Origin of the sequence: Mycobacterium sp. (assembly GCF_032159775.1) — a bacterium.
Lineage (GTDB): Bacteria > Actinomycetota > Actinomycetes > Mycobacteriales > Mycobacteriaceae > Mycobacterium.
On sequence record NZ_JAVHWK010000024.1, the window covers coordinates 26,257 to 39,749 of the forward strand.

Annotated in this window: 11 protein-coding genes, 1 tRNA gene and 2 pseudogenes; 5 read left to right on the forward strand and 9 right to left on the reverse strand. The window is 65.0% G+C overall.

Annotated features, from left to right (window positions below):
- Nucleotides 1–3 precede the first annotated feature (3 nt).
- The 6 genes from QOJ24_RS02685 to dcd form a co-directional block, all read right to left on the reverse strand.
- The gene (locus tag QOJ24_RS02685) at nucleotides 4–750 is read right to left on the reverse strand and encodes a maleylpyruvate isomerase family mycothiol-dependent enzyme (RefSeq protein ID WP_526258844.1); all 747 of its coding nucleotides are present in this window, start codon (nucleotides 748–750) and stop codon (nucleotides 4–6) included.
- A gap of 14 nt (nucleotides 751–764) precedes the next feature.
- Complete coding sequence (locus QOJ24_RS02690) at nucleotides 765–1,118, reverse strand: VOC family protein (protein WP_526258846.1); 354 nt, start codon at nucleotides 1,116–1,118, stop codon at nucleotides 765–767.
- Nucleotides 1,119–1,134: 16 nt separating this feature from the next.
- Nucleotides 1,135–2,445, reverse strand: a complete 1,311-nt coding sequence (locus QOJ24_RS02695; RefSeq protein WP_526258848.1) for a cytochrome P450 — start codon at nucleotides 2,443–2,445, stop codon at nucleotides 1,135–1,137.
- 38 nt (nucleotides 2,446–2,483) lie between these two features.
- A complete protein-coding gene (locus QOJ24_RS02700; protein ID WP_526258850.1) occupies nucleotides 2,484–3,809 on the reverse strand; it encodes a UDP-glucose dehydrogenase family protein in 1,326 nt (441 codons plus the stop codon).
- A gap of 74 nt (nucleotides 3,810–3,883) precedes the next feature.
- Nucleotides 3,884–5,557, reverse strand: a complete 1,674-nt coding sequence (locus QOJ24_RS02705; protein WP_526258852.1) for a DUF7159 family protein — start codon at nucleotides 5,555–5,557, stop codon at nucleotides 3,884–3,886.
- Nucleotides 5,558–5,933: 376 nt separating this feature from the next.
- Complete coding sequence (gene dcd / locus QOJ24_RS02710) at nucleotides 5,934–6,506, reverse strand: dCTP deaminase (RefSeq protein ID WP_526258854.1); 573 nt, start codon at nucleotides 6,504–6,506, stop codon at nucleotides 5,934–5,936.
- A 57-nt stretch (nucleotides 6,507–6,563) separates the two neighbouring features.
- On the opposite strand from dcd, the gene QOJ24_RS02715 reads away from it, so the two are divergent.
- Nucleotides 6,564–6,637, forward strand: a tRNA-Gly gene (locus tag QOJ24_RS02715).
- 75 nt (nucleotides 6,638–6,712) lie between these two features.
- Here the strand turns inward: QOJ24_RS02715 and QOJ24_RS02720 are convergent.
- On the reverse strand, nucleotides 6,713–7,180 hold the full coding sequence (locus QOJ24_RS02720; protein WP_526258856.1) for a hypothetical protein: 468 nt from the start codon (nucleotides 7,178–7,180) through the stop codon (nucleotides 6,713–6,715).
- Nucleotides 7,181–7,591: 411 nt separating this feature from the next.
- On the opposite strand from QOJ24_RS02720, the gene QOJ24_RS02725 reads away from it, so the two are divergent.
- Entirely contained in the window at nucleotides 7,592–9,964 is a 2,373-nt protein-coding gene (locus tag QOJ24_RS02725) for a fused MFS/spermidine synthase (RefSeq protein WP_526258858.1), read from the forward strand.
- A gap of 16 nt (nucleotides 9,965–9,980) precedes the next feature.
- Nucleotides 9,981–10,142: pseudogene (locus QOJ24_RS02730) on the forward strand (winged helix-turn-helix transcriptional regulator); the annotation flags it as partial.
- Nucleotides 10,143–10,161: 19 nt separating this feature from the next.
- On the opposite strand, the pseudogene QOJ24_RS02735 reads toward QOJ24_RS02730, so the two are convergent.
- Nucleotides 10,162–10,457: pseudogene (locus QOJ24_RS02735) on the reverse strand (nuclear transport factor 2 family protein).
- Between QOJ24_RS02735 and QOJ24_RS02740 the strand changes: the two are divergent.
- Nucleotides 10,431–10,694, forward strand: a complete 264-nt coding sequence (locus tag QOJ24_RS02740; protein ID WP_526258868.1) for a hypothetical protein — start codon at nucleotides 10,431–10,433, stop codon at nucleotides 10,692–10,694. The pseudogene QOJ24_RS02735 and the gene QOJ24_RS02740 overlap by 27 nt on opposite strands.
- Here QOJ24_RS02740 and QOJ24_RS02745 read toward each other — a convergent pair.
- On the reverse strand, nucleotides 10,656–12,005 hold the full coding sequence (locus QOJ24_RS02745; RefSeq protein WP_526258860.1) for a phosphatase PAP2 family protein: 1,350 nt from the start codon (nucleotides 12,003–12,005) through the stop codon (nucleotides 10,656–10,658). The two genes, QOJ24_RS02740 and QOJ24_RS02745, sit on opposite strands and share 39 nt — an antisense overlap.
- 363 nt (nucleotides 12,006–12,368) lie before the next feature.
- On the opposite strand from QOJ24_RS02745, the gene QOJ24_RS02750 reads away from it, so the two are divergent.
- Nucleotides 12,369–12,824, forward strand: a complete 456-nt coding sequence (locus QOJ24_RS02750; protein ID WP_526258862.1) for a hypothetical protein — start codon at nucleotides 12,369–12,371, stop codon at nucleotides 12,822–12,824.
- Nucleotides 12,825–13,493 lie beyond the last annotated feature (669 nt).

Below are 13,493 nucleotides of genomic sequence, written 5' to 3' on the forward strand. Positions count from 1 at the left end.
AACTCAGAACGGGGTACGACCCAGCCACCCGTCCCAGACGGCGGTGTCGCCGAACACTTCGAGGTCGCCCTCGGCCGCCGTCTGACGGCGGACCACGGCCAGCAGCAGATCCTTCGCGCTTCCCCGCAGCGCAGCGTCACCCTTGCCGTGCTCGTGCGACCACGCTATCCCGTCGCCCGTGCCGGTGATCGTCCACTCGCCTGCGGATCCGAGGTCGTCGGTGGCATGCAGATGCAATGTCTTTCCCGCGTCCAGTGGCGACGATTCGGCGCTCACCTCGACCGCGACGCGTTCCAGCCATTCGTCGATGCCGTCGGCCGCCAATTCGGGGGACAGCGGATAGTCGGCGCCGACCGCGATAGCGGCATCGGCCCGGTGCACGGTCGCCTCGTGCAGCCTGCGCCTCACCCACCAGCGGGCAGGGCGTGGGCCGATGAAGGTCCAGATAGCGGTGTGTGCGCCCGCCGCGTCGACGGAGTCGAGCAGCAGTTGAACGCCCGTATTCAGCCAATCGATTGCCGCGTCGATATCGTCGGGCGGCTTGCCGTCGGGTACATCCCGCGGATCCAGCGCCTCGTCGCGCCGGTCGGCGACGATCTGTGCCGCCCACCGGTTACCACGGCCGACGTGGCGGAACAGCTGCCGGACCGTCCAATCGGGACATGTCGGAACGGGAGTGGTCGGATCGGCGGTGCGAATCAGTTCGCCGAATGCCCCGGTCTCCTCGACGAGCGCAGCACGGACATCCACATGACGAACCTAACTCAATAGTCGACGCGGAATCCCCCGATGAACGCGATCGCGTTTCCGTCCGGATCGGTCACCATCGAGATCTGCACGCCCTTGCTGGCGTCGACGATCGCTTCCGATGCGACGCCGCGCCCACCGATCTCGGCCATATGCTTCTCCAGGTCGTCGACGGCGAAGTTGAGCAGGCCCCTGCCCGCGCGCTCCGGGTCGCTGAACACCTGCACCCAGGCGCCGGGAAGCACCTGCCATTCGACGAGCGTGGGCATCGGATTGTTGTCGGCGGGCCGCCCGAACAGCGACGCGTACCACTGCTCACTTCTGTCGATATCGGATACGGGCACAACCGCCAATACATGTTTTATCGGCATGTGAGTTACGACCGGATCAGGCCGGCGAACTCATCGCGCGCGCCATTCCGAGCGTGACCGGAAGCGACGACCAGCCGCGCAGCACCCTGGTGTCGCGGCGACTGCCGCTGCCCGCCAGCCGGGCGTCGGGGAACCGGTCGAAGAACGTGCGCAGACCGACCTCCCCTTCGGCGCGGGCCAGCGCCGCACCCAGGCAGAAGTGCCTGCCTCCGGAGAAGGACAGATGCCTGCCCGCGTTGTCGCGTTCGATGTCGAACCGATGCGGATCGGAGAAGACATTCGGGTCGCGGTTGGCGCCGGCCAGATGCAGGACCACGAGTTCGTCCTTGCCCACCCGGATACCCGCCACATCGGTGTCCTTGCATGCGATGCGCGCACTCATCTGCACCGGGGACTCCAGCCGCAGAATCTCCTCGACCGCGTTCGGCCACAGCTGCGGTCGGGCGGCGAGCGTCTCGAGATGCTCCGGTGCGTCGAGAAGCATCCGAATCCCGTTGCCCAGCAGGTTCACTGTGGTTTCGAAGCCGGCGGCAAGCACCAGGCCGGCGAGGGCCTGCAGCTCATCGCCTGCCAGCTTCGGACCCTCGTCGGAGGCCTTGATGATCTGGCTCATCAGATCGTCGCCGGGATTGCTGCGCAAGTGCGTCAGATGGCGCTCGAGCCAGCCGTTGAAGCCGACGATGCCCGCATTCACCTGCTGGAACTGCTGCCAGGACAGCCCGATATCGAGGCTCGGCGCACCCATCTCGCCGTAATGCAGGATGCGCGGCCGGTCCTCGTCGGGGACGCCCAGGATGTCACCGATGATCGCGACGGGAAGCTGTGAGCAGTATCGGTCGACGATGTCGACGACATCGGTGTCGCCTTCGAGTTGGTCGAGCAGCGTCGTCGCGGTCTCTTCGACCCGTTCCCGCAGTGTGGCAACGGCTCTCGGGGTGAACACCGACGACACCAGCTTGCGGTACCGGGTGTGATCGGGCGGCTCGACAGACAACAGCGAAGGCGGGCGCAGCGGGTGTAGCAGTCCGGGATCGGTCTTCTTGGCGACCCAGCGCAGCGGTTTGGGCAGGTTGCCGCCCAGCTCGGTCACCCGGAAATCGTCGGAGCGCAGAAGTTCATGCGCGACGCCGTGGTCGACGGTCATCAGCACGGCGCGGCATCGGATCAGCGGGCCCTTGACGCGCAGTTCGTCGGCGAAGGCGCCGGGGTTCTCCCGCACCGCGGGATCGGCGATCAGCCGAGCCTGTGGATCGCCGTTGCGAAGGCCCAGTCTGGAGAGGCCTCGGACGACGCCGTGCAGAGCGAACCAACGAATTCGTTGCCTCATGACGCGAGCTTACGACCGTCGCTGTTGTTCTACAAGTGTCAAACAGTGCTGCTTCTGCCCAATGCGAACACCCGCCAACCCGCGTCGGTCCACTTGGCCGAGTCCAGGCAATTGCGGCCATCCACAATGACTTTCGCGCGCACGGTGTCGGCCAGATCGCGCGGGTCGAGGTCGACGAACTCCCGCCACTCGGTGAGCACCAGCACGGCATCGGCGCGATCACACGCCTCGACCACCGACGTGGAGTAGTTCAGCGTCGGGAAAAGTCGCTGGCTGTTCTCCATCGCCTTGGGGTCGTAGACGTTCACCGTCGCGCCGTTGAGCTGCAGCATGCCTGCCACATTGAGTGCGGGTGAATCCCGGACGTCGTCGGACTCGGGTTTGAAGGCGGCGCCGAGGACCGCAACGTTGGCACCGAGTAGCGAGCCGCACGCCTTCGTCGCCAGCTCGACCATCCGGGTGCGCCTGCGCATGTTGATGCTGTCGACCTCCCGCAGGAAGGTCAGCGCGTGGTTGGCCCCGAGCTCACCGGCGCGTGCCATGAATGCGCGGATGTCCTTGGGAAGGCAACCGCCGCCGAAGCCGAGGCCCGCGTTGAGGAACCGGCGACCGATGCGCGGGTCGTAACCGAGTGCGTCGGCGAGAAGCGTCACGTCGGCGTCGACGGCCTCGCATACTTCGGAGATCGCATTGATGAACGAGATCTTCGTCGCGAGAAAAGCGTTCGCCGAAACCTTCACCAACTCGGCGGTCTGCAGGTCCGTCAGCAGGAACGGCACGCCCTCGTCGAATAGGGGCGCGTACAGCGCGCGCACAGCCGCCTCGGCGTGAATCGAGCCCGGCTGGACACCGAGCACCAGGCGATCGGGATGCAGGGTGTCGTGAACAGCGAAGCCCTCACGGAGAAACTCCGGGTTCCAGGCGATTTCGACGTCGACGCCGTCGGCGGCCAGACCGCGCGCCCGTGCGCCCAGTTCGGATGCGGTGCCGACGGGCACGGTCGACTTACCGACAATCACCGCCGAACGCCGCAGCTTCGGCACCAAGGTGTCGATGACGGCGTGCACATGGCGCAGATCCGCGCCGTACTCGCCCTTCTTCTGCGGCGTCCCGACGCCGAGGAAGTGCACATCGGCGAACTCGACGGCGGCGTCGTAGTCCGTCGTGAAGTGCAGTCGGCCCGCGGCGAGGTTGTCGCTCAACATCTTTCGCAGGCCGGGCTCGTAGAAGGGGATCTCACCGCCCGCGAGTTTCGCGACCTTACCGGGGTCGATGTCTACGCCGAGTACTTCGTGACCCAGTTCGGCCATGCCGGCGGCGTGCGTCGCGCCGAGATAGCCCGTGCCGAACACAGTGCATCGCATAAGGCCGGTATAGGCGGCCGCGATGAGCTAACCGCTAAGCGACACTTAGCGGGAGGCCAACGGTAGATGACCGGCTAGTGGCCGCCGGTGCAGATGCCGAGCACACAGATGCTCGGGCCACCGCCGCTACCGCCACGCGAGCCGGAGCCCCCGTCGCCGTAGTCACCGGAACCGGACCGCCCGGAGCCCGAACCGGGGTAGCCGCCACTCGAGCCCGGGTATCCACCCGAACCCGAGCCGGGGTAGCCACCGGAGCCGGGGTAACCGCCCGAGCCGGGATACTGCGGCGCCTGCTGGGGGGGATCGTCAGGAATCTGCTGAGGTGGATACCACGGCGACTGCTGTGCAGGCCTCTGCCACGGCGGCACCCACACCGGGGGCCGCTGCGGGATGTAGACCGGCGGCTGCGGGTTGTACACCGGCGGGCTGTAGATCGGCGGCGCGACAACAGGAGGCGCCACCGGGGCCGCAGGCACAGGCACCGGGGCCGCAGGCAGGGGCGCCGGCGGCGCGACCGCAGGTGCGGGTGGGAGCGCTGCTGCGGGCGCGGGCTTCTCGACGAAGACCGTCCTCGGCGCCTGCGCGGGCGCCTGCTGGACGACCGGGACGGGCGCCTTGATGACTTCCGGCGGCGGAGCAGCGGGAGCAGGAGCAGGCGCGGGAACGGCGGGGGCCAACTCCGGCACCGGGGCCTGCGCGATCTGGCTCGGGATCACCGGCGTCTCGCCGGGACTGGGCCGCTGGTCGACCGTCGGGCGAATGCTCACCGCCAGCGAGATCACCAGCGCGACAACGCCGACGACGAAAATCGAGGTCAATGCGCTGCCGACGAGCAGGAACGGCTTACGGCTCTCGTCCTCGGCGAACGCGTCGGGCTCGGGTACGTCGACTTCGTCGGAATACGCCAGCGCGTCCGAGTACGCTTCCGAGCCCGGTGCATTCACGGGCGCCATCTGGGTGGCGATGCCCGCCATCTGCGTGACCGCACCTGCCGCCAGCTCCGGGTAAGCGCTGCCCGCGGTGGGGCCGTCCCGATCCTGCGAGTAGGCGAGACCTGCGGTGGAGGCCTCCAGCTCCGGCGCGTGCGCCGACGCGAGCGCCGCACCCCGGGCGAGTGCGAGTTCGGGCTCATCGGGAGCGCTGACGGGCAGGGCCACCAAGTTCTCCAGGTGAGCCTTCACCGCTGCCGCGTCGACACCCGATCCGACGATGAACAGGCCCTGGGGCGGCGACTCCGCGGATTCGACGGACTTGGCCATCTCGGTGAACACGGCCATCGCGTCGGAGTCGTGCAGGTCGCGGCTGAGCACCTTGACCACCGACCCGTCCTCGGTCTGCACGACCGACAGGGTGGCGGTGTCCTTCTCGATGAACAGCAGTGCGGTGGTGTCGTACCCGATCGCGCGGCCGACCGCCTGCGCGAGCGACGAAGCGGCATGCGTGAGGGATACCAGCATGACGTCTTCGATGCCGCGAGCGGTCAGCGTGTCGCGCAGTGCGGCGGCGTCGGAATGGTTCGTCCACGTGACGCCGATCGACTTCAGATGATGGCCGCTGACGGCGGCACTCTCCTGGGTGCCGAGCACTGCCGCAGCGACCTGATCGGCCGCATTCGACGTTGCTGAGCCGTCGCCTGGCCTGATGTCGAAGGCATCGTGGTCGACGGTGACACCGTCCGCCTTTTCGCCCTCGACCAGCACCATGCGGACCGTCGTAGGTGTCATCGACACACCCAGTACGATGTCCACTGACTCCTCCAAAATGTTTGCTACGCTGTCTAGGTTGTTAGCGGGCGCTCGTACCACGCGGGCCGACAACTAGTTAATTCATCGCCACTGCCAGGGCGGGCGTTACAACCAACCGCGTTTGCTGATGGCGGTGAATACCTGGCCGGCTCGCGACGGCACGAATGCTCGCCTGCGCCGTAGGTAAACCCTACTCGCGTCAACGGAAACGCGAATGCCTCCGTTCAACTTCCCGCCAGAGCTTCATTTCCGTCAGCCGATGCGCCAGCGTGTCGACATGGTCCTCGGCGGCTCCGCGTACGCGTGCGACTGGAGGAGGAGATGTCGTAGTCAGCGCGTAGTCAATCGATGGCCCCGTCCATCGGTCCCCCGATGATTCCTACATCGATTTGATGAAATTCTGATACGACTTCGACGGCGTCGGCCCCCGTTGACCTTGATACTTTGACCCGACCTTGGCGCTGCCGTACGGGTTTTCCGCCGGACTGGTCAATCGCAGCAGGCAAAGCTGCCCGATCTTCATGCCCGGCCACAGCGTGATCGGCAGGTTGGCGACGTTGGACAGCTCGAGCGTGATGTGTCCGGTGAAGCCCGGGTCGATGAAGCCGGCCGTCGAGTGCGTCAGCAGACCGAGCCGGCCGAGCGATGACTTCCCTTCGAGGCGGCCCGCGAGGTCGATGGGAAGCGAGCACCGCTCCAGCGTCGAACCCAAAACGAACTCACCCGGATGCAGGACGAACGGCTCGCCTTCTTTGGGCTCGACGAGGGTGGTCAGGTCGTCTTGTCGCGTCGACGGGTCGATATGGGTGTAGCGGGTGTTGTTGAACACCCGGAACAGGTTGTCGAGCCGAACATCGACGCTCGACGGCTGCACCAGGCTCTCGTCGTACGGGTCGATGCCAAGACGTCCTGCGGCGACTTCGCCACGGATGTCGCGATCTGAGAGCAGCACCCGACGAGCGTAGCCGCTTGGGTGTTAGCCTTCGTTTTCACCGGCTTGGCCGGGGTTGCCGATGTAGTTCAATGGCAGAACATCAGCTTCCCAAGCTGAATACGCGGGTTCGATTCCCGTCATCGGCTCCACGGAACACCAGTTCAGGGCGATACCGAACGATGGCGCGCGTTCGCCCATGGTCTCGGGACGTAGGGATCAACGGGTTAGTTAAGGCTCCCCATGACGGTGATGCGCAGAGTGCCGCCCCATGCGCCAACGTAACCGGTGTTGCAGCCACCTGGGATGCCTTCGGCTTGGACACCCACGGTGTGTTTGCCCGAGCCAGCGTCGATCTCGTAACCACCGTCACTGCCGCCCGGGTGGACGACATTCGAACCCCATTCGCGCCCGTCGAAGATGATATGGGCGATCATGTCGGAGCAGTGATTCGGATTGGCGATGAATTCGACGACCGGGTTGAACAGGCCGTTGTTGAAGGTGACTGAAGGGGCGTCACTGATGTTCACCGGGCAGAACTCGCTGTGCCCGACGCAATTCGCAACTTCGATGTAGTGGTCGGTGACGATCGGTGCAGCCGATGCCTGCCCCGCGGATACCAGAGCCATACCTGCGGCTGCCGCGCATGCGACCACCGCCTGGCCCAGTAGGATCGGTATGCGATGCGTGCTCATGTGGAGTCCTTCTGAAAGGTGATGTGTCCCGACCGATGCGCAAAACCTACCCTGACTGAGGTCCCCGGCGAATCGGGTGTTTCCCTATGAATTCGGGAAAAGCGGTATTTCCGATTGACCTCGTCGCGTGGTCAACCGCTGGCAGAACATCGACTTCCCAAGCTGAATATGCGGGTTCGATTCCCGTCATCGGCTCCACGAATCCCAGCTTAACGGGCATATCGGCCGACTCGGATCGGCCTTGGCTGGCCATTTCTGACCGTCATTTGACCGTGTGAAGGTGACACGCGCGCGCTCAATCGGTTTGCTGGCTCCGCGGGCGTCGGTGGGACACTGAACAGCAGCGATACGGCGAAGGAAATTGGAACCATGGGCAAATACGCGGCATGACTCGGCGCAACAGTTATCTCGTTGGTCTCACTCGCCGTCAGCCTCCCGCCGATCCTCGATTCCTGGCCGCGCTGGGTGCTTATGGTCGTCGGCTTCCTGATCGGAGCTGCGGTCGTCGCGACATTCGGAGCCGTGTGGCGCACGCCGGGCGCGCACGAATCGCCGAGCAAACGCATGGCTGAACCGCCGGTGGACACCCCGCGGACGAACCTGGCGGTGATCTGCGCCATCTTTTTCTGTTCGGGCATCCCCGCGCTGATCTACCAGCTTGTCTGGCAGCGCTCGCTGTTCACGATCTATGGCATCAACGTCGAGAGCGTCACGGTGGTGGTCACGGCCTTCATGCTGGGGCTGGGCCTCGGGAGCTTCGCAGGCGGGCGGCTGTCGCGGCTGCGCCTGCCGCTGCTGGGCCTGTTCGGGGCGATCGAAATTGGTATCGGCGTCTTTGGCAACTTCTCGCTGGGCTTGTTCCACGCCGTGGGCCAGTTGACCCTCCAAATGAGCGCGCCGCTGACAGCGCTGTTCACCTTCCTGCTCGTGCTGGTCCCCTCGCTGTTGATGGGTGCCACCATGCCCCTTCTGACGGCGCATCTCGTGAAGCACTCGGGAAACGTGGGGCGCAGCGTGGGGCTGCTGTACTTCGTCAACACGCTCGGCAGCGCCTTCGCCTGTTTCATCGTTGCGGCCTTTCTGATGCGCCTCTTAGGACAGCAGGGCGCTGTCACGTTTGCCTTCGGCATCAACCTTGTCGTCGGTGGCGGCGCCCTGCTCGCGCAGCTGAAATCGCCCAGGGCCGACATCCAGGATGGCGCACGGTTGGCGCAGTTCAATACGCGCGGTTTCTGGTTTGCGCTGCTGCTTTCGGCGCTCTGCGGTTACATCGCGCTGAGCTACGAAATCCTGTGGTATCGCGTTTACGCGTTTGCCTCGGGAGGCGTAGCGCAGGCCTTTGCGTTATTGCTGGGCTGCTACCTGCTCGGCATTGCGCTTGGCTCGCTTGTCAGCCGGCGGTTCTGCCGTGAATCGGCGGCGGCGGAGCAGGTCGCTTCGCTCTCCGGCTTCGTATTGTTCGCAAACCTTACGGGCTACCTGCTGGTGCCCGCGGCGGCGCTGATTACCTCCGCGCTGCACTGGGGGGTTTCGTTGCCACTGGTAACCGTCGCCGCGGGCTTGCTGGGCGCGACGTTCCCGCTGATCTGCCACATCGCCATCGCGCCGGATGCCCGGGCGGGCGAGGGATTGAGCTACCTGTACCTCGCCAACATCGTGGGCTCGGCGCTGGGAAGCCTCGTGACAGGCTTTGTGCTGATGGACCATTGGACCTTGGGCGGCATTTCGTTTTTTCTGGCGCTGCTCGGCGTTGCGCTTTCGCTCGTGCTGCTGCTCGCCGCCAAACACCGGTCGCGCGAGGTGAAATTGGTGACTGCGCGCGCCGCGGCCATCGCTCTGACGGTCGTAGCAATTGTCGTTCTGCAGCCCTCTCTTTTCGACGGTGTCTATGAGCGGCTCTACTTCAAGAAGAATTACGCGGGGCAGCGCTTTGTGCACCTGGAAGAAAACAAGAGCGGCGTAGTCAGCGTCACGGAGGACGGGGAGATCCAGGGCGGTGGCGTTTACGACGGCGTTTTCTCCACCGATCTCGTGAACGACCGCAACCTGATTGTCCGTGCCTACGCCCTCAGCCTGCTGCATCAGTCGCCCCGCGACGTGCTGATGGTCGGGCTTTCGTCCGGTTCCTGGGCGCAGGTGATTGCGAATCATCCGCAGGTCGAAAGATTGACCGTGGTCGAAATCAATCCGGCGTATTTGGACGTCATTCCGCAATACCCCGGCGAGGCCGGCGTGCTGACAAACCCCAAAACTACGACTGTCATCGATGACGGCCGGCGCTGGCTTGCCCGCAACCCCGAGCGCAAGTTCGACTTCATCGTGCAGAACACAAGCTTCAATTGGCGCGCACACACCACTAACCTGCTTTCGACGGAGTATCTCGAGCTCATCCGCGGCCACCTCAAGCCGGGCGGGGTGTTCTTCTACAACACGACCGGATCGGACGAAGCGCAGCGCACAGGCGCGCTCGAATTTCCATACGCACTGCGCTTTATCAGTTTCATGGCAGTCAGCGATTCTCCGTTTGCGCTCGACCGGCGGCGCTGGGAGCGCGTATTGCGTGGATACCGCATCGAAGGCAGGCCCGTTTTCGAGCTCGCCGACGCAAAGCAGCAAACGCGCCTCGAGCAAGTTCTGGCTTTAGCCGACTCGCTCTCGGCCGGCTACGGCCCGGCCAAGCAAACCGGAATGAACCTGGAAACGCGCGAGGGCATCCTCGCCCGCACCGAGGGTGTGCCGACGATTACCGACGACAACATGAGCACCGAATGGGGCCCGCGCTAACGCGAGACTGGATGAGCTCACCCAGAACCTCGAGGAACTCCAGCGTTACGGCGTCGTGCATCGCGAGAGCTACCACGAAGTGCCACCGCGGGTCGATTACTCGATGACCGGCGCCGGTGTCGAGTTGCTCGAAGCGCTTGGCCCGTTGGGTGACTGGGCCACCAAGCACATCGATTGATTAAGGAGTCCGAAACCGCCTAGCGTGATGCCAGCCATTGCTGTCCCCCCTTGAACGGACGGATCATCACCTTGAACGACGTGATCTTCCGGTCCTCGTTCCACGCGATCATGTCGATTCCGTCGACGTAGACGCCGTCCACGGTGGCTTCGAACTGGAGCACCGCCGAGACCTCACCGAGCCACTGCCCCACGTAGTGAAAGTCGGTCCCGCCGAACAACTTCACCGCCGCCGTGAGGTACATCGCGGTCTTGGCGCGACCTTTCTGGGGTGTGAGACGGCAGACGAATGAAAGACGACGTCATCGGCGAGCAGCGCGTCGAGTGGGTCCCGGTCGTGGTCGCCGTCGAGGAATTCGTGCCGGGGCCTGGATCACGGGGAGGTGTCATGACTGCTGAGAGTACTTCCGCGCCAGAGCAGATCGGATTTCGTGCCGAACATGACCGAAATGTTGACAGATCTGCGTTCTGTCACCTCGTTGGAGTCACCGACACGGACGAGTTCTACCGGGATCTACTCGGGATGAATGTGGTCCTCTATCAATGGATCTGATCCGCCGCCGGCGACGATGATCCGACCGGGTTCGCCGGTCGCTCTGCCGAAGAAGGTCGCGTAGAACGCCGTGCTGAACACGACCATCGCCACGACGATGAGCGGGCCGAAAAACAACGGATGGTGCGCCATCGCCTCTGCCAGGTAGCGGCAGCACAGCAGAAGGACCACCAGGAACGCTGAGCCGAACGCGACCAGCGCCAGTGGCGACCGGATGCGCTCTGGCACCGGTTCGCGCAGCGCCGACTCCACGGTCAAGCACAGCACCGCGCCCGCCACCAGGTCGACGCCGTAGTGGTAGCCGAAGCCGAGCGTCGCCGCGATGGTGCCCACCAGCCAGAACGTGCCTGCCAATCGCAGCCAGTACGGCCCACCGCGGGAGTGGATGAAAACAGCCAGCGCCCAAGCGGTGTGCATCGACGGCATGCAGTTGCGTGCCGTCAAGTCGTCGAAGGCGACGGCCACGGGCGTGAGGTCGACCGGCGGAACCGCGTGCGGCCAGTAGTCGCCGACCGCGAAGCCGTGGCCCGCACTGCCGAAGGCGTAGTCCGGGCCGACGACCGGAAACAACACGTAGATGGCCGGCCCGATCAAGCCGAGTACCAGAAACGTTCGGATCAGGAAGTGACGCGGCCAGACGCCGGTGCGGACATTGCGCAGTTGATAGATCGCGACAACCATTGCCGCGGCGGGCAACTCGATGTACACCCAGTGCAATGGGGCGCTGAGGACCGGGCCGCCTGCCTCGACGAGCCTGCCCATCAACCACGACGCTTGTGCGAGTGCATGGTCGGCCAGGAGCGCGTACTCGTCCAGGACCGTCGGCCGCACGGCCGCGGTGATGCGCAGCCACGTGTCGCCCACTTTGGTCGCAATGATGAGCAGGAATCCGAACGCGATCCCGCGAAGGGCGGTGGTTCGTTCGGCCCCCGTCCAGAGCCGCCACGCCACCACGGCCAATCCCGTGAGCACGATCATCGGCCCGTTGCCGAGCGTCAGCACGCCACCACGTAGGACGCGCTCCGCGGCGAATCCGATATCGAGCGCGGCGGCCACCGATAGCGCCAGGATGCGGCATCGGTTGGTCAACCCGACGATGGCCACGCCGAGAGCCACCCAACTCACCGTCGCCGACTTCGGAGTGGCGATGTAGTCGCTTATCAGGCTGTGCAGCGGACCCTGGAACCCGGCGACGCCTGCGGTGACCTGCAACGCGACCAGCAACAGGACGACCGCCGCGGCCGCGATCGTCACCCAGGTGCGGGTCGACCGAGCGCGCAACTGCACCCGTCGCACGTCGCCAATGAACACAAGTCGGATATTAGGTGACGGCAGGCGCCAGAAAAGTTAATCGCTGCAGTCTCGGTGCAGACCCTAGCCGGGTTGCACATTTGGGAATGGGGTACGTCCGCCACGATAGAGCGTTCGCTCCATCACAGAGGTAGCACTGTCGCCTGCGAAGCTCACTAACCGGACCGCCTATGCCGGTATGCACTTGGTGGGCGACACGCGAAAAGCCAGATCGCCGCGCAAGTCACCGATCCGCCGCCGCACCCGTCGATCACTCCCAACCGGAGGTGCCAGCAGGCTTCGACGATCTACGAAGTCCGTTGCAGCGCGGCCACTTCAATGGCGAACGGCACAGGCGGCCGGTCGCCGGACTAGCATCCAACCGTGTCGAACTACGGTCCGCCCGGCGACGGCGGCTATTACGACGATCAGCCCACAGGTTATGGCGGCGAGCGCCAACCTCCGGGTCCGCCACCCGAGGAGCCCGTGCCGTGGTACCGGACGCCGGCCGCGATGTTTGCGGCGGGGGTGCTGGTCACGCTGCTGCTGGCGCTGATCGTGTGGTCTGTCATTGGGTCCGACGATGCGGACAGCACGACCACCACCACACTGACCCCGATCTCTCCGACGGCGGTGACCACGACGCCGCGGACTGCTGCACCGGAGACCGAGACAGTGACGATCACCGAGACCAGCACCGTGTCAGCGCCGCCGACCACCTCCGCCGAGCCGACGTCGGTCGAGCCGTCCACCACCACAAGCACCGTGACGAGCACCACCACAAGCACGACGACGAGCACCACCACGGTGACGGTGACCGCCCCTCCGCCCGGCGGTTGATTATCCGGTGTCTCGACGGGTGTTCAGATCGGAACGGTTCGTCGCGCAATCGGAGCCGGTCGATGCGGTACGTGGCGGCAGGTCTGTGCCCATGGTCAGTCGCGTAGGCCGGACGATCGTCGCGGTATCGCCGCCGTCGGCGAGGCGCAGGAATGCTTCCCAAGCTGTATACGCGGGTTCGATTCCCGTCATCGGCTCCACGAATCCGCGGTTCGGCGGCATATTCCGCGACTGCCAACGCCCATCAGAGATGGTCTTTTGACCGTCGGTTGACCGTGGCGCGGGGGACAAACTGCGAAGCCGTTTGTCGGGCGCTGCGACGGGTAGCAGGTGTCGTACGTCTCCCGCATTTCACCTGTTAGTTGTCGGCCAGGCATTCGGCCAGGAATCGATGTACTCGAAATGGCGGCGGCAACGAAGACGGATACCGATGAAGGAGTCGCCTTACCGTGCAGGAACATCTCCCACCCCGCGCCATCCCTCGATCGGTCCGTGTGTGGGGGCCGGTCGTCCTATTTATTGCCTTGGCGCTGTACTTAGCCGCATATCTGCGGTGGCCCAGCCTGGCCAGCCAGGTCGATGTGTTGGTGTACCGGTTCGGAGCAGTGCGCGCCTGGGATGGTCAAGACCTCTACTCGGTGGGGATGACCGGAGATTCACACACGATGC